This is a genomic window from Pseudomonas sp. NPDC087804, assembly GCF_044742965.1.
Lineage (GTDB): Bacteria > Pseudomonadota > Gammaproteobacteria > Pseudomonadales > Pseudomonadaceae > Aquipseudomonas > Aquipseudomonas rustica.
Map to the genome: position 1 here is coordinate 70,798 of NZ_JBIUVN010000013.1, position 19,538 is coordinate 90,335.

The 19,538-nt window shown below is 58.4% G+C and carries 18 protein-coding genes; 5 read left to right on the plus strand and 13 right to left on the minus strand.

The genetic code is table 11. From position 1 onward, the window contains the following. The first annotated feature begins 306 nt into the window (after positions 1–306). A complete protein-coding gene (gene dcd, locus ACIOMO_RS17350) occupies positions 307–873 on the plus strand; it encodes a dCTP deaminase (RefSeq protein WP_053117768.1) in 567 nt (188 codons plus the stop codon). Between the two features lie 107 nt (positions 874–980). Beyond that, positions 981–1,190: a hypothetical protein gene (locus ACIOMO_RS17355; RefSeq protein WP_053117770.1), complete on the plus strand. Its 210-nt coding sequence runs from the start codon at positions 981–983 to the stop codon at positions 1,188–1,190. A gap of 118 nt (positions 1,191–1,308) precedes the next feature. Here the strand turns inward: ACIOMO_RS17355 and pdeM are convergent, their stop codons facing one another. The 11 genes from pdeM to ACIOMO_RS17410 all read right to left on the minus strand — a co-directional run bounded on the left by pdeM (position 1,309) and on the right by ACIOMO_RS17410 (position 15,377). After that, positions 1,309–1,965 (minus strand): ligase-associated DNA damage response endonuclease PdeM, encoded by a 657-nt coding sequence (gene pdeM / locus ACIOMO_RS17360; RefSeq protein WP_400652494.1) that lies wholly within the window; start codon positions 1,963–1,965, stop codon positions 1,309–1,311. Further along, a complete protein-coding gene (locus ACIOMO_RS17365; protein ID WP_401242342.1) occupies positions 1,962–4,451 on the minus strand; it encodes a ligase-associated DNA damage response DEXH box helicase in 2,490 nt (829 codons plus the stop codon). The genes pdeM and ACIOMO_RS17365 overlap by 4 nt, the downstream gene beginning before the upstream one ends. Before the next feature lie 193 nt (positions 4,452–4,644). Next, positions 4,645–5,409 (minus strand): ABC transporter ATP-binding protein, encoded by a 765-nt coding sequence (locus ACIOMO_RS17370; protein ID WP_212549561.1) that lies wholly within the window; start codon positions 5,407–5,409, stop codon positions 4,645–4,647. 13 nt (positions 5,410–5,422) lie between these two features. Next, complete coding sequence (locus ACIOMO_RS17375) at positions 5,423–6,541, minus strand: succinylglutamate desuccinylase/aspartoacylase family protein (RefSeq protein ID WP_212545300.1); 1,119 nt, start codon at positions 6,539–6,541, stop codon at positions 5,423–5,425. Between the two features lie 28 nt (positions 6,542–6,569). Further along, on the minus strand, positions 6,570–7,280 hold the full coding sequence (locus tag ACIOMO_RS17380; protein ID WP_158832068.1) for an ABC transporter permease: 711 nt from the start codon (positions 7,278–7,280) through the stop codon (positions 6,570–6,572). Further along, positions 7,277–8,005 carry an ABC transporter permease gene (locus ACIOMO_RS17385; protein ID WP_008083898.1) on the minus strand — a complete coding sequence of 243 codons (729 nt, stop codon included), beginning with the start codon at positions 8,003–8,005 and terminating at the stop codon, positions 7,277–7,279. The genes ACIOMO_RS17380 and ACIOMO_RS17385 overlap by 4 nt, the downstream gene beginning before the upstream one ends. A gap of 56 nt (positions 8,006–8,061) precedes the next feature. Beyond that, a complete protein-coding gene (locus tag ACIOMO_RS17390; protein WP_008083900.1) occupies positions 8,062–8,844 on the minus strand; it encodes a transporter substrate-binding domain-containing protein in 783 nt (260 codons plus the stop codon). A 365-nt stretch (positions 8,845–9,209) separates the two neighbouring features. Further along, the gene (locus ACIOMO_RS17395) at positions 9,210–10,898 is read right to left on the minus strand and encodes an ATP-dependent DNA ligase (RefSeq protein WP_401242348.1); all 1,689 of its coding nucleotides are present in this window, start codon (positions 10,896–10,898) and stop codon (positions 9,210–9,212) included. After that, positions 10,895–11,929, minus strand: coding sequence for a ligase-associated DNA damage response exonuclease (locus ACIOMO_RS17400; RefSeq protein ID WP_212549559.1), 1,035 nt, complete (start codon positions 11,927–11,929; stop codon positions 10,895–10,897). The genes ACIOMO_RS17395 and ACIOMO_RS17400 overlap by 4 nt, the downstream gene beginning before the upstream one ends. A 161-nt stretch (positions 11,930–12,090) precedes the next feature. Then, entirely contained in the window at positions 12,091–14,541 is a 2,451-nt protein-coding gene (locus ACIOMO_RS17405) for a penicillin acylase family protein (RefSeq protein WP_401242351.1), read from the minus strand. 191 nt (positions 14,542–14,732) lie between these two features. After that, positions 14,733–15,377: a glutathione binding-like protein gene (locus ACIOMO_RS17410; protein WP_053117786.1), complete on the minus strand. Its 645-nt coding sequence runs from the start codon at positions 15,375–15,377 to the stop codon at positions 14,733–14,735. Between the two features lie 147 nt (positions 15,378–15,524). Between ACIOMO_RS17410 and ACIOMO_RS17415 the strand changes: the two genes are divergently transcribed. Then, positions 15,525–16,082: a cysteine hydrolase family protein gene (locus ACIOMO_RS17415; protein ID WP_401242445.1), complete on the plus strand. Its 558-nt coding sequence runs from the start codon at positions 15,525–15,527 to the stop codon at positions 16,080–16,082. A 270-nt stretch (positions 16,083–16,352) separates the two neighbouring features. Here ACIOMO_RS17415 and ACIOMO_RS17420 read toward each other — a convergent pair whose 3' ends face one another. Both ACIOMO_RS17420 and ACIOMO_RS17425 read right to left on the minus strand, forming a co-directional pair. Then, positions 16,353–16,562 carry an SEC-C metal-binding domain-containing protein gene (locus ACIOMO_RS17420; RefSeq protein WP_008083915.1) on the minus strand — a complete coding sequence of 70 codons (210 nt, stop codon included), beginning with the start codon at positions 16,560–16,562 and terminating at the stop codon, positions 16,353–16,355. Next, the gene (locus ACIOMO_RS17425) at positions 16,559–17,053 is read right to left on the minus strand and encodes an LEA type 2 family protein (protein WP_159815011.1); all 495 of its coding nucleotides are present in this window, start codon (positions 17,051–17,053) and stop codon (positions 16,559–16,561) included. The genes ACIOMO_RS17420 and ACIOMO_RS17425 overlap by 4 nt, the downstream gene beginning before the upstream one ends. A 1,220-nt stretch (positions 17,054–18,273) precedes the next feature. On the opposite strand from ACIOMO_RS17425, the gene ACIOMO_RS17430 reads away from it, so the two are divergent. Together ACIOMO_RS17430 and ACIOMO_RS17435 are read left to right on the plus strand one after the other, a co-directional pair. Beyond that, the gene (locus tag ACIOMO_RS17430; protein WP_401242355.1) at positions 18,274–18,852 is read left to right on the plus strand and encodes a hypothetical protein; all 579 of its coding nucleotides are present in this window, start codon (positions 18,274–18,276) and stop codon (positions 18,850–18,852) included. Further along, a complete protein-coding gene (locus ACIOMO_RS17435) occupies positions 18,849–19,232 on the plus strand; it encodes a hypothetical protein (RefSeq protein ID WP_401242358.1) in 384 nt (127 codons plus the stop codon). The genes ACIOMO_RS17430 and ACIOMO_RS17435 overlap by 4 nt, the downstream gene beginning before the upstream one ends. Positions 19,233–19,538 lie beyond the last annotated feature (306 nt).

Consider the following 19,538-nt stretch of genomic DNA (forward strand, 5'->3'; position numbering starts at 1 on the left):
CCGAGACTGAGTGCAAAGAGCAGGAAAAATTCTTGTAGATGGTTGGATCGAAATTCAACATATCGTGTAGAGATTCTCAGTGACACAAGCAGCACAGTGGCGCCACCTTAACCCTTTTTCCGGAACGTGCCAATGCTTCTTGCGAAGGTTTCTAAGATTTAGGGACCAGCGGTGTGACAGTTCGTCGCCAGCGCGCGTAAATACGGGGTGTTCGGCGAGAATTGCAGCGCGCACTTTGAAGAGGGCGGCGCGCCCGGTAAGATGCCGGACAGAATTTTTCCACCTCGCTATTCAGGACACCCCGCCATGAGCATCAAATCGGACAAGTGGATTCGCCGCATGGCGCAGGAACACGGCATGATCGAACCTTTCGTCGAGCGCCAGGTGCGCGGCAGCGACGAGAGCCGGGTCATCTCCTACGGTGTCTCGAGCTACGGCTACGATGTGCGCTGCACCAATCATTTCAAGGTGTTCACCAACATCAACTCGTCGATCGTCGATCCGAAAAACTTCGATCCGGGCAGCTTCGTCGACGTCCACAGTGATGTCTGCATTATTCCGCCGAACTCCTTCGCCCTGGCCAGCACCGTTGAATACTTCCGCATTCCGCGCAACGTATTGACCATTTGCCTGGGTAAAAGCACCTACGCACGCTGCGGCATCATCGTGAACGTGACGCCGCTCGAGCCTGAGTGGGAAGGTCACGTGACGCTGGAATTCTCCAATACCACCAACCTGCCGGCGAAAATCTACGCCAACGAAGGCGTGGCACAGATGCTCTTCCTCGAATCCGATGAAGAATGTGAAGTTTCCTACAAGGATCGCGGCGGCAAGTATCAGGGCCAACGTGGCGTAACGCTGCCACGTACCTGATTCGTCCATCCGGCGGATGCCGGGAATTCTTTGGCGGGCAGACACTCTATGGGGTGTACTGCCCGTTTTTGTTTCAGCAAATGCGGGCCTTCGCCGAGGAGTGCTTTATGAAGATCGATCCGCATATCACTGCCGAACTGGCAAGGCTTGAGCCCAATCAGATTGGCGTATTGGCCTGGTCCTTGTTGGCACACCCGCCTATCAACATGGCCGGCGGAATTCCTGGTCAGCCTGATCCAGATACCCCCAATGAGCAACCGACCGAGCCGGGCGAGCCAACGCTTCCGGACGAGCCACCACCGGCGCCAGTTGCCTGATTAATTACCTCCTTTTGTAGGAGCAGAGCTTGCTCGCGAAGCGATCTGTCTGATTTATTTGTGTGAAATGGACGAACGCTTTCGCGAGCAAGCTCTGCTCCTACAAGGCAGGGTGTGATCAGTTGATGGGCCAGATTTCGTTGTCGCCGGTGACAAAGATTCGGCATTGCTCATCTTTTTCGACCGGATAGCCGCCGGTAAACGCTCCGAATGCCGGTAGCAGGCTGATTCGCTCGCCCAGTCTGAAACAGGCTAATCGTAAACTTTGCCGCCCTTTGCCAAACAACCGGTAAACCGGGTGGACGTGGCCGGCCAATACATGCCGCTCCGGGTGCGGATCAGGCTCGTGCTGAAGCGCAAACGGCCCTAAGAGCAGCGGCTCCGGCACCACGCGAATGTTCAGCGACGCCGGTGGATCCCCTGCGCGTTTGTCGTGATTGCCGCGAATCAACGTCATCGGCAGATCCGCATGACGCTCACGCCATTGCGCCAGCGCATTCAGCGTACCCACCGCGTGCGAGCCCGGCCCGTGCAGGAAATCCCCCAGAAAGATCAGTTGCCGACACGGCAGCACGGCCAACAATCGGTCAATCACCGCAATGTTGCTCGCCGTCGTTCCCTGGGGCACCGGTTGTCCGAGGCTGCGATAGGCCGCTGCCTTGCCAAAATGCACATCGGCGATCAACAACGCTTCTTGTGCTGGCCAGTAGAGCGCCTTTTCCGGAAGTAACCACAACTCCTCGCCGGCCAAACGCACGGGATACGCCGCGTTCATGACGATTTACCGTTGTCGGCAGACTTCTCCAGATCACCGACCATGCGCCTGATTCGGTCGGCGAGTTTTTCCGAGCTCATGCTTTCGCGCATGCGTTCCACCAGCAGCGGGAACCCGAGCGGCGTAGGACGTTTGATTTGATGCACATCGAGTTTCATCCCGTTGATCCGCTCCAATGTATGTTCCAACCGACGAATATCCAGTTCTTCACGTAGGACTTCTTCCCCGGCCTGGGCCAGCAACAGGTTGTCGGCGTCATATTGTTTGAACACTTGAAAAAACAATCCGCTGGAAGCCTGCACCTGCCGGGTACTTTTCGGCGCGCCGGGATAGCCGGCGAATACCAGACCGGCGATTCGGGCGATTTCCCGGAAACGGCGCAAGGCCAATTCGCCGGCATTGAGACTGGCGAGCACATCAGCCAAAAGATCCGCAGGGTCGAGCAGCTCGGCATTGAGGTGCTGCGACCAATCCACCGGCGTGGCACTGAGCAGCTCCAGCCCGTAATCATTCACCGCGATGGAAAAGGTCACCGGTTGGCGCTGGCTGACGCGCCACGCCAACAGGCTCGCCAGCCCCAGATGCACCTGCCGCCCGGCGAACGGGTAGAGGAAAAGGTGCCAGCCTTCGCGGGATTTCAGTACCTCCGCCAGCAGATTATTAACCGTCGGCAAGCCTGACCAACGTGCCTGAGTCTCAAGCAGCGGGCGCAGCGCCTGCATTTCCGGGCCGACGAACTCACCTTCGGCGGCTGCACTAAACCGTGCAACCACCGCTTGCGCGAGTTCATTGGAGAGCGGCATCCGCCCGCCATTCCAGCGTGGCACCGCCGCTTTTTTCACGGTGCTGCGTTTGACGTACGCCGTCATGTTTTCCACCCGCACCAATTCCAGCAAACGCCCGGCAAACAGAAAACCATCACCGGGTTTCAGTCGGGCGATAAAGCCTTCTTCGACGCTGCCGAGCTGCTTGCCACCGCCGCCCTTGCTCCAGAATTTCAGGTTGATGCTCGCATCGCTGACAATGGTGCCGACGCTCATGCGATGCCGCCGCGCCAATCGCGCATCGGGCACGCGCCACACACCGTGCTCATCCGGTTCGACCCGGCGATAATCCGGATAAGCTGTCAGAGACATCCCGCCATGCCGTACGAAAGCCAGCGCCCACGCCCAATCCGCAGGCGTCAGATCGCGATAAGCCCACGCCGTGCGGACTTCTTCGTACAGCTCATCCGGTAAAAATCCGCCACCGAGCGCCATGCTGACCAGATGCTGTACCAGCACGTCCAGCGATTGATGTGGCGACAGGCGCGGTTCGATGCGCCGTTGTTCGACGGCGTCGCGCGCGGCAGCGGCTTCGATCAGTTCAAGACTGTGGGTCGGCACCAGCGTCACCCGCGAGGTGCGTCCCGGTGCGTGACCGGAGCGTCCGGCACGCTGCATCAAACGCGCAACGCCTTTGGCCGAGCCGATTTGCAGCACGCGTTCGACCGGTAAAAAATCCACACCGAGATCCAGACTCGACGTGCAGACCACCGCTTTCAACAAACCATCCTTCAAGGCTTTTTCGACCCAGTCACGGGTGTCGCGAGACAGTGAACTGTGGTGCAACGCAATCAGTCCGGCCCAGTCCGGCCGCGCTTCCAGTAATGCCTGATACCAGATTTCCGATTGCGCCCGGGTGTTGGTGAACACCAGCGTACTGGCGCAGGCATCGAGTTCGGCGACGACTTGCGCAAGCATCTTCAGACCGATGTGCCCGGCCCACGGAAAACGCTCAATGGACGGTGGGATCAGGGTGTCGACCTTCAGCGTTTTTTCGCTTTGTCCCTGAATACTCACGCCGCCGCCCTGTGGGATCAGCACGTGTTCGGCGTGGGATTGATTACCGAGCGTGGCGGACACCCCCCAGACGATCAGATCAGGCTGCCAGCGGCGCAAACGAGCGAGCGCCAGTTGCAGCTGCACGCCGCGTTTGTTGCCAAGTAATTCGTGCCATTCATCGACGACGATCATCTTTAGTGAAGCGAGCGCAGTCTGTGCGTCGGCACGGGCCAGTAGCAGGGTCAGGCTTTCCGGCGTGGTGATCAGCGTGGTTGGCAAACGTCGACCCTGCCGCGCACGTTCGCTGCTGCTGGTATCACCGGTGCGCAGGCCGATGCTCCACGGGATTTGCAGCTCATCGACGGGTGTTTGCAGGGCGCGCGCGGTGTCGGCGGCGAGGGCGCGCATCGGCGTGATCCACAACACGGTCAGTGGTTCGGCAGGTTGTTTGCGTTTGCGTGGCGGCGCATCGACGGGAAGGGTTTTGGCGAATCGATTGAGGGCGGCGAACCACACTGCATAGGTTTTACCGGCGCCGGTGCTGGCGTGAAGCAGACCGGATTCGCCGTTTTTGACGGCCGCCCACACCTGTTTCTGAAAGGCGAAGGGCTTCCAGTCGCGGGCGCTGAACCAGATTTTTGCGAGGTCGAGAGATTTCGCCATGCCGGCTGCGCGCGCTCTGGAGGGGTTCTTCCAGAGACCACGGCGCGGGCGGACAAGTTTGATTTTTATAGACGATGAAAAACGAATGTGGGAGCGAGCCTGCTCGCGAATACGGTGTGTCAGCCAACAATTTCTTAACTGACACACCGCTTTCGCGAGCAGGCTCGCTCCCACAGGGGGACGGCGTACGGGGTTACTTGAGGTTGCCGCTGAGGAATTGTTTCAGGCGTTCACTTTTCGGGTTGCCGAGCACGTCGTCGGGGGCGCCTTCTTCTTCGACCAGGCCTTGGTGCAGGAACAGCACCTGGCTGGAGACTTTGCGGGCGAAACTCATCTCGTGGGTGACCATGATCATGGTGCGGCCTTCTTCGGCCAGACCTTGAATAACCTTCAACACTTCCCCCACCAACTCGGGGTCAAGCGCCGACGTCGGTTCATCAAACAGCATCACCTCAGGCTCCATCGCCAGTGCCCGGGCAATCGCCACGCGCTGTTGCTGACCGCCGGATAAAAACGCCGGGTACTGATCCGCCACCCGCGCCGGCAAGCCAACCTTGTCCAGATAACGCCGCGCGCGATCATCGGCTTCCTGCTTGCTGCAACCCAACACCCGGCGCGGGGCCATGGTGATGTTTTCCAGCACGGTCATGTGGCTCCACAGGTTGAAATGCTGGAACACCATCGCCAGTCGCGTGCGCAAACGTTGCAGTTCATCGGCGTCGGCGACGTGCATGCCGTGGCGGTCGGTGACCATGCGGATGGTCTGGCCATCGAGGCTCATGGCGCCGTCGTTGGGTTGTTCGAGAAAGTTGATGCAGCGCAAAAAGGTGCTTTTGCCCGAGCCGCTGGCGCCGATCAGGCTGATCACGTCGCCGGTCTTGGCCTTGAGCGAAACGCCTTTGAGCACCTGATGGTCGCCATAGCTTTTGTGCAGGCCTTCAACGGTCAGTTTGTACATGGGACAGACATCCTCAAGGCGAAAGTAGGTAGCCGCTGCGATAGGCTTCGGCGCCCGCCACGTGGGCGATGACCATGCCCGCGGTGGCCATGCGGCGCAGCGAGCGGGCGTACATCAGCCCGGCAGTCGAGCTATGAATTGGAGTGATGCGGTCGTGGATCGGGTCGATGATTTCGGCGATCTGCTGCCCCGCTTCCAGGTATTGGCCGGCCACTGCCGTGTACACCAGCAAGCCACCGACCGGCGTGGTCACCGGTTCGACACCCGCCAGTGGCGTAGCGGGATACGGCAGCGGCGGTTGCGGTTTGGTTTCACCAACGATGGCATCGGACTGAATCAAGTAGTCGATCAGCGCCTGGCAGTCGCGGCTGGCCATCGGGTGATTGACGTCACCCTGACCGCGCAACTCGACGGTCACCGAAAAACTGCCGAGCGGAATCTCGAAGTGTTCGCCGAAGCGTTCCTTCAGTTGCCACCACAGCAGGGTGAAGCATTCGTCGAACGACTGGCCGCCGGAATCGGTGGCCAACAGGCTCGCCTGGGATTCGATGTAGCGCGCCAGCGGTTCGACCTGCGGCCACGCTTCGGGCGTGGTGTAGAGGTGCACCACCGATTCGAAATCGCAGTGCAAGTCCAGCACCATGTCCGCATCGCAGGCCAGGCGTTGCAGGGTCAGGCGCTGCGATTGCAGTTGCGTGGTGGCGGTCTGGCGGGCGAGGGCGTCGCGCAGATGGCTGCGGATCAGTTCGAGGTTGTGCTGCGGATCGTCGCTGAGCTTGCCCTCGATGGCGTTGCCGATCTCTTCACTGAGGTCGACGAACCAGCGGTTGAAATTCTGCCCGCTCTCCAGTTCATAACGGCCCAGCGGCACGTCCATCAGCACTTGTTCGAGGCCGACCGGGTTGGCCACCGGCACCAGCACGATCTGGCTGCGCAGGCGGCCGGCGGCTTCCAGCTCAGCCAGTCGCTGCTTGAGGTGCCAGGCGACGAGCATGCCCGGCAGTTCGTCGGCGTGCAGCGAAGACTGAATGTAAACCTTGCCCTTGGCCTGCTCCGGGCCGAAGTGGAAGCTGTGAATCTGTCGCGCAGTCCCCGGCAGCGGGGCCAGCAAGTCATGGATCAGGTGGCGCATTGGCATCTCTTTTTTTCTGGGGCCGGTCCTAGTGAGTCGGGCCGAGGAAGGCCAGCCATCGGCGTTCGGCGAGGCGGAACAGGCCGACCAGCGCAAAGGTAATGGTCAGGTAGATCAGCGCGGCGATGCCGAACGACTGAAAGGTCAAAAAGGTCGCCGAGTTGGCGTCCCGCGCGACTTTCAGGATGTCGGGGATGGTCGCGGTGAAAGCCACCGTGGTCGAGTGCAGCATAAGGATTACTTCGTTGCTGTAGTAAGGCAACGAACGGCGTAAGGCCGACGGCATGATCACGTAGGCATACAACTTCCAGCCAGTCAGACCATAGGCCTTGGCTGCTTCGACTTCGCCGTGGTTCATGCTGCGGATCGCCCCGGCGAAAATCTCCGTGGTGTAAGCGCAAGTGTTGAGGGCGAAAGCGAGGATCGTGCAGTTCATCGCGTCGCGAAAGAAGCTGTCGAGAATCGGCTGCGCACGCACGGCGGCGAGGCTGTAGATCCCGGTGTAGCAAATCAGCAACTGGATATACAGCGGCGTGCCCCGGAACAGGTAGGTGTAGAACTGCACCGGCCAGCGAATGTAGAAGTGCGGCGACACCCGCGCGATCGACAACGGAATCGACACAAGGAAACCGATAACGATTGAGGCCGTGAGCAGCCACATCGTCATCGCCAGCCCGGTGATGTTCTGGCCGTCGGTATAAAGGAAGGCGCGCCAGTATTCCTGCAGAAGTTCGATCATCGTACGGCCTCCCGGGAACCGGCGGCGTAACGGCGTTCGAGCCAGCGCAGGATGAAGTTCGAAGCACTGGTGATCAGCAGATAAATCAACGCGGCGAGTACCAGAAAGTAGAACAGTTGATAGGTGCTTTTACCGGCGTCCTGTGCGGCTTTGACCAGGTCGGCGAGGCCGATGATCGACACCAGCGCGGTGGCTTTGAGCATGACCATCCAGTTGTTGCCGATGCCCGGCAGGGCGAAGCGCATCATTTGCGGAAACACCACGTAGCGAAAGCGCTGACCGCGTTTGAGGCCATAGGCGGTCGCAGCTTCAACCTGACCGCGCGGCACCGCGAGAATCGCGCCTCGGAAAGTCTCGGTGAAATACGCGCCATAAATGAAGCCCAGAGTCAGCACCCCGGCGCTGAACGGGTTGATCTCGATGTATTCCCATTCCATGTAGTCGGTCAGCGATGTCAGCCAGGTTTGCAGGCTGTAGAAAATCAGCAGCATCAGCACCAGATCCGGCACCCCGCGAATCAGCGTGGTGTAGAGCTGAGCGGGCAGGCGCACCAGTTTGATTTTTGACAGTTTGGCACTGGCGCCGAGCAGGCCGAGCAACACGGCCACCAGCAGCGACAACGCCGATAATTTGATGGTCATCCAGGTGCCTTCCAGCAGCAAAGGACCAAAGCCCTTGAGGCTGAAGGCGGAGAGCCCCAGATTTTGCAGGAGGGTTTCGAACATAAATCAGCAACCTGAGCGGATGGAAAAGGCGCCCATCGAAGATGGGCGCCGAGGCATTATTTGCCGCTGTACAGATTCAGATCGCCAAAGTGTTTCTTTTGAATCTCGGCGTATTTGCCGTCATCGTGTAACGCTTTGATACCTTTATCTAAAAGCGCCTTCAGCTCAGTGTTACCTTTCTTAATACCGACAGCGGTTTTGGCTGGCAGCAATTCGTTGTCGACTGGCTTGCTGACGTCATAGTCGGCGCCCTGTGGCGACTTCAGGAAACCCAGTTCGGCTTGCAGCATGTCCTGGATACCGGCGTCGAGACGGCCGGACGTCAGGTCGGAGTACACCTGATCCTGGTTCTGATAGGCCTGGGTTTTCACGCCGGCCTTGTCCAGCACGGCTTTGGCGTAGGCTTCCTGAATGGTGCCTTGCTCGTAGCCAACGGTTTTACCCTTCAGCGATGCAACGTCGGCGGTGATCCCCGAACCTTTTTTCGACACATAAGCCGTCGGGCCGGAGAACAGCTCGCTGGAGAAGTCGATGACTTTCTCGCGGGCCGGGGTCACGGTCATCGACGAGATCACACCGTCGAATTTGTTGGCTTTGAGACCCGGAATCATGCCGTCGAAGTCACTTTCGACCCACTTGCACTTGACCTTCAGTTCGGCGCAAATCGCGTTGCCCAGGTCGATGTCGAAGCCCACCAGGCTGCCGTCGGCCGCTTTCGACTCAAACGGTGCATACGAAGGGTCAACGCCAAAGCGCAGCTCTTTGTATTCCTTGGCCAGCGCGGAGCCAGCGGCCATGCACAACGCCAGTGCAGAAAGGGTCAGCAATGCTTTTTTCATTATTCAATCCCTAAGAACCAATATGAGCGCTTGTGGCGCAGAATTATTGTTACTGGAACGCGTACGACCTATAGAAAGTAGCAATTTCCGAACCATAGTCCCGAACAAGTGTTTTAAAAGGTTGGGCGGGGAGGGATGAGGGCGAATGAATGCCCGGAAATGGGCACATGAATAACGCTGCACCAACCTGGTTCGACGTCATGGCAACAAGCTATTGTGGCGAGGGGATTTATCCCCGATCGGCTGCGCAGCAGTCGCAAAACCTGAATGCACGGTATTCAGGGAGAATTGCAGGGGGCCGCTTCGCAGCCCATCGGGGATAAATCCCCTCGCCACAGGGTTTTGCGTTGTCACCGGGCAATGAATCAGGCCAACAGATCTTGCAAGGTCGCGAGGCTATCTGCTTCTTCCACGGTTTTATCCTGCCGCCAGCGCAACATCCTCGGGAAGCGCACCGCGATCCCGCTCTTGTGCCGCCGCGACAACGCGATCCCTTCAAACCCCAACTCAAACACCAGACTCGGTTTCACGCTACTCACCGGCCCAAATTTCTCCACCGTGGTCTTGCGCACAATGCTGTCGACCTGACGCATCTCCGCATCCGTCAGCCCCGAATACGCCTTGGCAAATGGCACCAGCGCCCGCTGGCTCGACTCCGGCGGGCCGTCCCACACGGCAAAGGTGTAATCGCTGTACAAACTGGCGCGCCGACCGTGCCCGCGCTGCGCATAAATCAACACCGCGTCGACGCTGAACGGATCAACCTTCCATTTCCACCAAACGCCCATGTCCTTGGTGCGTCCGACGCCGTACAGCGAATCTCGCGCCTTGAGCATCATGCCTTCCACACCCAGTCGCCGAGAGGCTTCGCGCTGGCGGGCGAGGTCGAACCAGTCGCTGCCGGTCAGCACGGGGGAGGGCAGCAACACCGGGCTGTTACACCTTGCAATGACCTCTTCAAGTTGCGCGCGACGTTTGGCCTGCGGCTGGTTGCGCCAGTCTTCGCCCTGCCATTCGAGCAAGTCGTAGGCGAGCACCACCACCGGCACTTCTTCGAGGATTTTCTTGTCGAGGGTTTTGCGGCCGATGCGCTGTTGCAGCAGGGCGAACGGCTGCACCGCTGGCGGCTCTGTCGATTGCGGATCGAAGGCGTCTTCGGTGGTCGGGTGAGTGCTTTTCCACACGACGATTTCACCGTCGATCACCGTGCCGTCGGGCAAGCCGTGCACCAGCACATCCAGCTCGGGGAAACGTTCAGTGACCAATTCTTCGCCGCGCGACCACACCCACAATTTGCCGTCGCGTTTGACCACCTGCGCGCGGATGCCGTCCCATTTCCATTCAATCTGCCAATTGCTCGCCGGGCCGATCAGCGCTTCAAATTCTTCAACCGGTTGCGACAACGCGTGGGCGAGGAAAAACGGGTAGGGCTGGCCGCCGCGCTGGGCGTGCTCGTCGGCGGATTCTGGGGCGATCAGTTTCAGGTAACTGGCGGCGTTCGGGCGGTTTGACAGGTCGGTGTAACCCACCAGTCGCTGCGCTACGCGTTTGCTGTCCAGGCCAGCCATTGAGGCCAGCGCGCGGGTGACGAGCAATTTCGACACGCCGACGCGGAAGCTGCCGGTGATCAGTTTGATGCACAGCATCAGGCTTGATCGATCGAGTTGCGCCCACAGCGTTGGCAGTTGCCTGCTCAAAAACTCGGGTGTTTCACCACGCAGCGGCAGCAGCTTTTCTTCGATCCATTCGGCGAGGCCGGCTTCAGAGCTGTGCGGATTTTCCGGGAGCACCAGCGAAATGGTTTCCGCCAGATCGCCGACCGACTGATAACTTTCCTCGAACAGCCACGGTTCGAGGCCCGACATTTCCACGGCAATCTCGCGCAGAATCCGCACCGGCACCAATTGCCGAGGCCGTCCGCCGGACAAAAAATACACCGCCCACGCCGCGTCTTGCGGTGCAGCCTGGGCGAAGTAGCCTTGCATCGCGGCCAGTTTGGCGTTGCTGGAAGTGGTCGCGTCGAGCTCGGCGTACAACTCGGCGAAGGCTTTCATGTCGGAGTCTCGGCGACGGTGGGTTCGGCGGCGATGTTGTCTTCCTCGTCATCGCCGTATTCGGTGTTGAAGCCTTGCGCGTCGAGGCCTTGCTCACGCAAGTGGCGCACCAGCACGCCGATTGAGCCGTGGGTGACCATCACGCGTTCGGCGCCGGTTTGATTGATCGCCCACAACAGGCCGGGCCAGTCGGCGTGATCGGAAAGAACGAAACCGCGATCGACACCACGCCGCCGACGGGTGCCGCGCAAGCGCATCCAGCCGCTGGCGAAGGCGTCGCTGAAATCACCGAAACGGCGCATCCAGCTACTGCCGCCAGCAGAAGGCGGGGCGATGACCAGGGCTTGGCGCATGAGCGGATCGTTTTTGCTGACGTCGCCGGCGTAGATCGTCGGCGGCAGGTATACGCCGGCCTCGCGGTAAACGCGGTTCAGCGGCTCGACCGCGCCGTGGCTGAGGATCGGGCCGAGGCTTTCGTCGATGCCGTGAAGGATTCGCTGGGCTTTGCCGAACGAGTAACAGAACAGCACGCTGGCCTTGCCGGCGGCGATGTTAGCTGACCACCACTGATTGATTTCGCTGAACACCTGCGCTTGCGGCTGCCAGCGATAGATCGGCAGGCCGAAGGTCGATTCGGTGATGAAGGTGTGGCAGCGCACCGGTTCGAAGGGGGCGCAGGTGCCGTCCGGTTCGATCTTGTAATCGCCGGACGCGACCCAGACTTCGCCACCGTATTCGAGGCGCACTTGTGCTGAACCGAGCACGTGGCCGGCCGGGTGGAAACTGAGGGTGACGCCGTGGTGGGTCAGGCGTTGGCCATAGTCGAGGGTTTGCAGGTTGATGTCTTGACCCAGACGCGCGCGGAGAATCCCTTCGCTGGCGCTGCTAGACAGGTAATGCTGATTGCCGGTGCGGGCGTGATCACCGTGGGCATGGGTGATCACCGAGCGCTCGACGGGGCGCCAGGGGTCGATGTAGAAATCACCCGCAGGGCAATAAAGACCTTCGGGACGCGCAATAACAAGGTCCATGGCGTGACCACAATGGGGGGCTTGTTAGCTATGAGGCTGGCGCTGGGCTGGAAGTTCTATCGACTTTTCGCCGATTTGAAAGCAAAAGATCGCAGCCTTCGGCAGCTCCTACATTGATCTGTGTAGGAGCTGCCGAAGGCTGCGATCTTTTGATCTTGCGTTTACTTACCCGGAGTCAGGGTCAAACGGGTTTTGCCATACACCCGCTCAAAGTTCTGCGGCTGCATCGGTAACCCGATGTACTGCCCCTTCAACCACTGATCAATCCCGTTCAGGTAATTCGGACTCAGCGGATTGCCCGATTGCCCCGTACCGTTTTGCCCCATCAGCGGTTCGGTCTGGCCGAAGTCGACGATAAAGCGCATCGACGGCGCGCGCGTGGTGTTGAAGTCCTGACCCCAAGCGAATGCTGACGTGTTCAACGTGGTGTGATCGCCGCCCGCCGCCAATGGGCCGCGCACGGTCTGACCATTGCTGTTTTTCCAGGCATAGCTGTGCAACTTGCCCCACTGCCAGGCCCGGTGATCGCCGCCCAACTGACTGTCGCCAGCGCTGATCGCCGCCGCAAGACTGCGGGCAAGAATCAGCGCTTTGTCTTCTTTCTGCGGTGTGCGGATGTCGTCCCAGAACGGACTGTCTTCACGCCCCAACAGATGATCGGCCTGCGCCGCGTAGGACAAATCGCCGTTGGCGATAAACGCCTTCCACGCCGGGCTGGATTCCGGGCCGAGTTCGTCGAGGAAGATCTGTTTCATGCTTTCTTGCAGAAACAGCTCATAAATCGCCGCGTCCGCCGAGGTCGGGCTGAGCTTGCCGTCGAACGCCATCAATCGTGTGAACGCCTCGCGGGCCTTGCTGCGGTCGGCTTCCGGCAGGCCATCGATCGCCTGCTTCAGCGGCTGCTTCATGCCCGGCGCTTCAAAGACTTTCTTCAGCTTGGCGGCAAACGTGGTGGTCTGGTCGTATTGCATGGCGATCACGCTGCGGCTGTCGTGCTTGCCGCTGCCGGCCAGTTCGGCCAGGCGTTCGCCACGTTCCGGTGCGGCCCAGGAATTGGACAGCTGCATGCCGTAACCGTGAGGAATCACGCGCTGGTTGGCGGTGCCGAGCCAGCCTTGCGCCGGATCCTGATCGTAGGGGTGCAGCATCGGGTCGGCGTAACCGTCCCAGTCGTAACGACCTTCCCAGCCCGGCGAGGGCAGCAAACCTTCGCCTTCGCGACGGTTAGGGAAACGTCCGGTGACTTGCCAGCCAATGTTGCTCGCATCGGCGAACACCAGATTCAGGGCGATGGCGCGGATTTCACGGCTGGCGTCCGAAGCACGTTCCACGGTTTGCGCGCGGGTCAGATCGAAAAAAGCGTCCAGCGATTTATCGTCGGTGAAGCTCGGCGTCTGCAAAGCCAGCCCGTAGCCACTGCCTTGCGCCGCTGCCTGTGCACTGTTGAGCAACGCACCGTGACGGGTTTCGTAAACCGCTTCGCGAATCGGTCGCTGACCTTTGACGAAGTAGGTTTCGTTGCGCACGCCCAGCGGCTGCCATTTGCCGTTGACCTCGTAGGTCAGGCTGCTGCCCTGACGACGGATTTTTTCCAGGAACAGATCCTGGTTGTCGCCGAGCACGCTGGTCATGCTCCAGGCGACTTTGCCGTTGAAACCACCGAGCACCAGCGGCAAACCGGCAACGGTGACACCGGCGGCTTGATACTTCGGTGCGCGGATCTGCACGAAGCTCCACAGCGACGGCGCGGCGAGCGGCCCATGGGCGTCGCTGGCGAGAATGCTTTTGCCGCTGCGGCTGCGTTGCGGGGCGATCGCCCAGTTGTTCGAAGACGTCGCACCGAGCAGGTTCAGCGTCGACAGTTGCTGGCTGGCGCTGCTCAGTTCAGTCAGGCCGGGGATCTGCCCGTTGAGCTTGAGGCCTTGCAGCTTGTCGGCCTCGGCCAGCGGCAGATTTTCGTCCGGCGCCGACGGCGTCAGCCAGGCGAGTTTGTCGGTGGTCACGGTTTGCGCGAGCACCAGCGAGGAAATTTCTTCCGGCAGGTTGGCCGATTGGCTGAAATTCAGCAGGGCGAAAATCAGCGCCGAATCTTCCGGTTTCCAGTATTCGGGTTTGTAGCCGCTGGAGGCGAGGTCGCCCGGCAGTTTGTCGGCGTAGCGGAACAGGTAAGCGTTGACGCCCCGCGCATAGACTTCGAAGAAACGCTTGAGGCGTGGCGACGAGGCCTTGTACAGCTCGGCGGCGCTTTTCTTCAGATTGACCGCGCGCATGTAGCGGTCGGCGTCGAGCATCGAGGCGCCGGACATTTCTGCCAGACGGCCCTGAGCCAGCAGGCGCAGGGTGACCATCTGGTTGATCCGGTCGCTGGCGTGGACGTAGCCGAGGCTGAACAGTGCGTCATGGAAGGTGTTGCTTTCGATCAACGGCATGCCCATGGCATTGCGTCGCACCGAAACATTCTGCGCCAGGCCCTTGAGCGGTTGCACGCCGGAGGTCGGCGGGAGAGTGTCCTGAGCGTTCCAGGTCTGGCAACCGGACAGGCCCAAAACACCGGCCACTGCTGCGGCAACGCCGAACCGGGGAAGAAAATGAGTAAGGGCTGGCGAGGCCATGGCAAAGCTCCTGCGGGGGGTAGCGTCAGTAAAGGCGCTACGTTAGTGAGCAGGAGGGTGCCGCGCAAGCGGGTGCGGGGGTTATTTGTGTATTTCTGTCGAATGGAAAAGATCGCAGCCTTCGGCAGCTCCTACATAGGCATTCATTCCCATGTAGGAGCTGCCGCAGGCTGCGATCTTTTGATCTTCAATCAGGATTTCGGCGGATTGATCTTCTGCACCAGCGCATAGGCCTTCACCGTCGCCGGGCGATCCTTGATGTGGTTGAACCAGCGCTGCACATGCGGGAAGTCTTCCAGGTTCTGGCTCTGCCATTTGTGCGAGACGATCCACGGATAAATCGCCATGTCGGCAATGCTGTATTCACTGCCAGCAACAAACTCGTTATCCGCCAATTGCTTGTTCAATACGCCATACAACCGCGCCGTTTCATCAATGTAGCGCTTGATCGCGTAAGGAATTTTCTCCGGCGCAAACTGGCTGAAGTGATGATTCTGCCCGGCCATCGGCCCCAAACCACCCATCTGCCAGAACAGCCATTGCAACGCGGTTTGCCGCCCGCGCAGATCCTTGGGCAGGAACTGGCCGGTTTTTTCTGCGAGATACAAAAGAATCGCCCCGGATTCAAACACCGACAACGGCTCGCCGCCATCAACCGGCTGATGATCGACGATCGCCGGGATGCGGTTGTTCGGGGAAATTTTCAGAAAGTGGGGCTGGAATTGCTCACCCTGACTGATATTGATCGGGTGAACCTTGTAGGGCAGGCCGGCTTCTTCGAGGAACAGGGAAATCTTGTGGCCGTTGGGGGTGGTCCAGTAATACAGGTCGATCATGGAAAGCTCCAAATCAGAAAATGGCTTACGTGCGGACAGCAAACGCCAGCGTCAGGTGATCCCGTGTGCGTTCGATAGCTTGCCTGTTATCAGGAGGTGATGCTGAACTACGCAGAATTCAATGACCCGCCCGTGAGAAAAATCGCCATGGAGCTTCAGGCCAACGCAGCACTGATCATCATCGACCAGCAAAAAGGCATCCTGCAGCCACGTTTGGGGCGACGGAATAATCCTCAGGCGGAAGAAAGAATTGTTGATCTGCTGGGGTTCTGGCGGCACCGCGGAGGGCCGGTGATTCATGTGCAGCATCTGTCGCGCGAACCGGACTCGGTGTTTTGGCCTGAGCAGGAAGGCGTGGAGTTTCAGCAACGGTTCTTGCCGCAGGACGCTGAATGGCTGATTCAGAAACAAGTGCCGGATGCGTTTTGTGCCAGCGGACTGGCGGCGCGTTTGCGTGAGGCGGGGGTTGGGCAGTTGGTCATTGTTGGCGTGGCGACGAATAACTCGGTGGAATCGACGGCGCGTTCGGCGGGGAATCTGGGGTTTGATACGTGGGTGGCAGAGGATGCGTGCTTTACCTTCGACAAGGCCGATTATTTCGGCACGTTGCGGACGGCTGAAGAAGTGCACGGGATGTCGTTGGGGAATTTGCAGGGGGAGTATGCGACGGTGGTCAGTGCGGCGCAGGTATTGGCGGCGGGCTGAAATCTGTAGTGAATGTGCGGGCCTCTTCGCGAGCAGGCTCGCTCCCTCAGTTAATGGCGTTTCAGCAGAAAGAACGCGGTCAACTGTAGGAGTGAGCCTGCTCGCGATAGCAGTTTGTCAGGTAACAAATTCATCACCTGACACACCGCAATCGCGAGCAGGCTCACTCCTACAATAAATGCATTCCAAATGAAGGAACGCGGTCAACTGTGGGATCGGGCTTGCTCGCGAAGGCGTCAGATCAGGCGAAGAAGCTCTCCGCCCAGAGCATCACGCCCCGTGGCACTTCTTGAATTTCTTGCCGTTGCCGCATGGGCACGGGTCGTTGCGGCCGACGTCTTTCAGGGCGTTGCGCACCGGTTCCTGGTGGGCGTGGCCGCAGTTCGGGCCGTGTACGTGACCGTGGTCATGATCGTGGTGATGGTCATGATCATGATCGTGGTTGCAGTCAGGGCCATGGACATGAGGTTGCTGAGTCATCGGTGTTGCTCCGGAATAAAATCGGCGGGGATTATCACGCCATTGCGCTCAAGGTGCACGTAGTGGGCGATGAATAAACCGGTTTCCATTTCACCCTGCAATCGATAAGGAATCTGCTGGTCGGGTTTTTTCAGCAGTTTCACCACGTCTTTGACCTTCGGCCACAGGTTGGTGCGGATCGGTACCTTGAAGTACGCGCTGTGCTTCGGCCCGACGGTGAACCAGTGTTCATGCTCGCCTTCAGCCAAGAGCATATCGCCCAGATGAATGCGGTATTCGAGGCCGCGCACGGTCAGGTCGCTGTCGTTGGGATTGTCGACACGGAAGTGCAGGATGAATTTCTGCTCGAGCAGTTTCGCCCGCACCACTTCGACGTTCACCAAGTGCACGGCGGGATCGACGCTGTCGTCGCTGAACCACGAGGCACAGCCGCCGAGGTTGAGGAACAGCGTGAGGATCAAGAATTGGAATGTGCGCCGACGACCGAGCATGGTTTAACTCCCTTTGGTGCCAGTCTAGACGCTAAAAGATCGCAGCCTGCGGCAGCTCCTACAGGAGATCGCGTCCCCCGTAGGAGCTGCCGCAGGCTGCGATCTTTTGATCTTCAACCTCAAGCGCCGAAATACCCCGCGCAGCACTTCTTGAAGTGTTGCAACAAAACACTACCAGAAATTGGGATTACGTTTCGCCGTGCGGGTGATCTGGGTGCAAGCATAGCCGGTTGAAGCCGGGTAGGAGCAGTCCGCACCGCTCGCGTCCTCGGATCAGTTTGACGTAACGTACGACAGCGCGACATCCGCAGTCACATATGCGACGACAAGGACGAACGGCTATTGACTTTTGATGAGTGTCTATTGACAAAACTAGCTTTCGGGTGTATACTTAGCACGTACAGATGAGGAAACGCAGCGGAAAATCGAACGATCGTTTGAAAGTATTTTCAGGGTTGGCACGGAAAGTGCTTGCAATTCTGGCGATGTGCTGCTATAATAGTATCGGGAAGGGGAGCTGTTTTTCTCAGCTTCTGCGACTCTCCAGTTTCAACCCAAATTCCAGAACATCCAACCGGGCCAGCCGCCAAGCTGAGTTCGGTTTTGTCGTTCCCGGCGTTTAAGATTTCAACGAACATCAAACTGAACCCGCACTGACGGTGTTCCGTTCGCTGTAGGCCAAGGCATCCTCCATGTCTATCACCCAGCCACGAGTCTGGGATTGGTGGCCGAACACTCGTAGACCGGGGCTGTAGAGTCCAATGACACTGGCTGATAGGGCGGTGGGTCAATTCTCTATCAAACTGGGCGCTCTTCCCCAAGGAAGGCACTTCACATTGTGACAACTCCGATGGCCCACGAGTTGAGCGAAAGTTTAAAGTCCTTTTCGCGCCGTTGTCGTCTACAACGTTAAACCGAGTAGCTACGGTAATAGACGCTCGAATTTCAAGCGGTGTTGCAACCCTCTGGCCAGAGCCTAAAAATTCTGGCCTTTTTAATATCCGGAATATACCGCGTAACAGCATATGCCCTACAACCAGACCCAAGGAGCCAATATGGCGAGATTTACCTACCAGCCCTGTGCTGTGTGCAATACCAAGTTTGCAGTTAGACCCCAAGCACCACACGCTAGGTTCTGCTCGACCAAGTGCAGAATGCAGCATCACCGACAAGAAAAACAAAACGCAACACCAACCATAAAAACAGAAGGAAACAACACCATGAGTAACAAACCAACACAAGTAACAACAGAAGTACCAATGCAGTTTGCATTCAGCGAATCGGAATACCGCTCACGCTGCCAAGACGCAAAGATCATTTACGAAAACCGAGTTGAAAAACCTGCCGAGGGAATTATTGGCGCCATCGTTGAATTTATTGGGAACGGTACTCTCGATGAGATTTTTGAAGTGTACCACCAATACCGCTCAATAGGCTGGACAGCGCAGTCACCGAAGTCAGGTTTGCCGACAGCAACAACTTTTGAAAGCCCACTGGCGCAGTTCACTACTTTGTACTTGACCAAGCCCGAGCATGACCAAGAGCGCGACCTCGCTAAGATTTGCAAACAGGTGCGGAAAGATTACGAGGCAGAACTTGAAGCGGCGTTGAATGCTGAGATTGATCGTCAAGTGGCAATGTCACTGGCTAAAGATGAACGTGACCGCCTACAGGCCGAACAACAACAGCGCTTGAACCGTGAACAAGAAGTTCGTGATGAACTCGCCGCTTCCCGTGCAAAGCTTCGTGAGAAATTGATTAAAACTGGAAAGTTGAACGCCGACGGAAGTGCAGCATGACAATCGATGGTACAACACGCATTTTGTTAGAGCGCTACGATCCTACTAACCCGCTTCTCCAAGAGCCTCTACAAGCTCCTGTAAGCGTTTCTAGTCATGAGTCGCCACATACGCATAAACAAACTAACACGGCGTCTCCTGTAAGCGCTCAGGAGGTCACGCACAAGTTTGCAAGTGGTCGCATTGGTGTGGTTACTGTTGTGTTGGATTCTACCGAGTATGACGACGCTACTATTACTAAGGCTTGCGCTGAGTTTAACAAGGCTCATCCCGAAGAGATGAGTAACAGCTTCCAATTACCTAGCACCTATGAAGGCATCCCAGCCGGAAGCTGGGTGTTTATCGAATACCCTGAGGAAACTAATGGATCAAACAAGTAACACCGTTACAAGGCTGAATAAAGCCTCCCACCAGTACCACGCAATTTTCACAGTACACCCTGCCGCAGCAATCTCTACGCGTGATTTCATGTCACAGTTTCTGGATTACGCTAATCGTTGGCACGGACACACAGTCAAAGTTGTTTATACGTGGACGAGACATGCAAATGGAGCGTTGTTCTATGTAATCACCGGAACCCGTTCCATCCTGAGTGCATTTGCGGCATACCTCGACCATCGGGGAGTTGTATTTCATGTTGAACATTACGGTCATAGGCACTCGGAGTTTGAACGAGATGTCGCGCT

Coding starts and splice junctions, on each gene's coding strand:
- dcd (WP_053117768.1), top strand. CDS start 307: ATGAGCATCAAATCGGACAAGTGGATTCGCCGCATGGCGCAGGAACAC.
- ACIOMO_RS17355 (WP_053117770.1), top strand. CDS start 981: ATGAAGATCGATCCGCATATCACTGCCGAACTGGCAAGGCTTGAGCCC.
- pdeM (WP_400652494.1), bottom strand. CDS start 1,965: ATGAACGCGGCGTATCCCGTGCGTTTGGCCGGCGAGGAGTTGTGGTTA.
- ACIOMO_RS17365 (WP_401242342.1), bottom strand. CDS start 4,451: ATGGCGAAATCTCTCGACCTCGCAAAAATCTGGTTCAGCGCCCGCGAC.
- ACIOMO_RS17370 (WP_212549561.1), bottom strand. CDS start 5,409: ATGTACAAACTGACCGTTGAAGGCCTGCACAAAAGCTATGGCGACCAT.
- ACIOMO_RS17375 (WP_212545300.1), bottom strand. CDS start 6,541: ATGCGCCACCTGATCCATGACTTGCTGGCCCCGCTGCCGGGGACTGCG.
- ACIOMO_RS17380 (WP_158832068.1), bottom strand. CDS start 7,280: ATGATCGAACTTCTGCAGGAATACTGGCGCGCCTTCCTTTATACCGAC.
- ACIOMO_RS17385 (WP_008083898.1), bottom strand. CDS start 8,005: ATGTTCGAAACCCTCCTGCAAAATCTGGGGCTCTCCGCCTTCAGCCTC.
- ACIOMO_RS17390 (WP_008083900.1), bottom strand. CDS start 8,844: ATGAAAAAAGCATTGCTGACCCTTTCTGCACTGGCGTTGTGCATGGCC.
- ACIOMO_RS17395 (WP_401242348.1), bottom strand. CDS start 10,898: ATGAAAGCCTTCGCCGAGTTGTACGCCGAGCTCGACGCGACCACTTCC.
- ACIOMO_RS17400 (WP_212549559.1), bottom strand. CDS start 11,929: ATGGACCTTGTTATTGCGCGTCCCGAAGGTCTTTATTGCCCTGCGGGT.
- ACIOMO_RS17405 (WP_401242351.1), bottom strand. CDS start 14,541: ATGGCCTCGCCAGCCCTTACTCATTTTCTTCCCCGGTTCGGCGTTGCC.
- ACIOMO_RS17410 (WP_053117786.1), bottom strand. CDS start 15,377: ATGATCGACCTGTATTACTGGACCACCCCCAACGGCCACAAGATTTCC.
- ACIOMO_RS17415 (WP_401242445.1), top strand. CDS start 15,525: ATGGAGCTTCAGGCCAACGCAGCACTGATCATCATCGACCAGCAAAAA.
- ACIOMO_RS17420 (WP_008083915.1), bottom strand. CDS start 16,562: ATGACTCAGCAACCTCATGTCCATGGCCCTGACTGCAACCACGATCAT.
- ACIOMO_RS17425 (WP_159815011.1), bottom strand. CDS start 17,053: ATGCTCGGTCGTCGGCGCACATTCCAATTCTTGATCCTCACGCTGTTC.
- ACIOMO_RS17430 (WP_401242355.1), top strand. CDS start 18,274: ATGAGTAACAAACCAACACAAGTAACAACAGAAGTACCAATGCAGTTT.
- ACIOMO_RS17435 (WP_401242358.1), top strand. CDS start 18,849: ATGACAATCGATGGTACAACACGCATTTTGTTAGAGCGCTACGATCCT.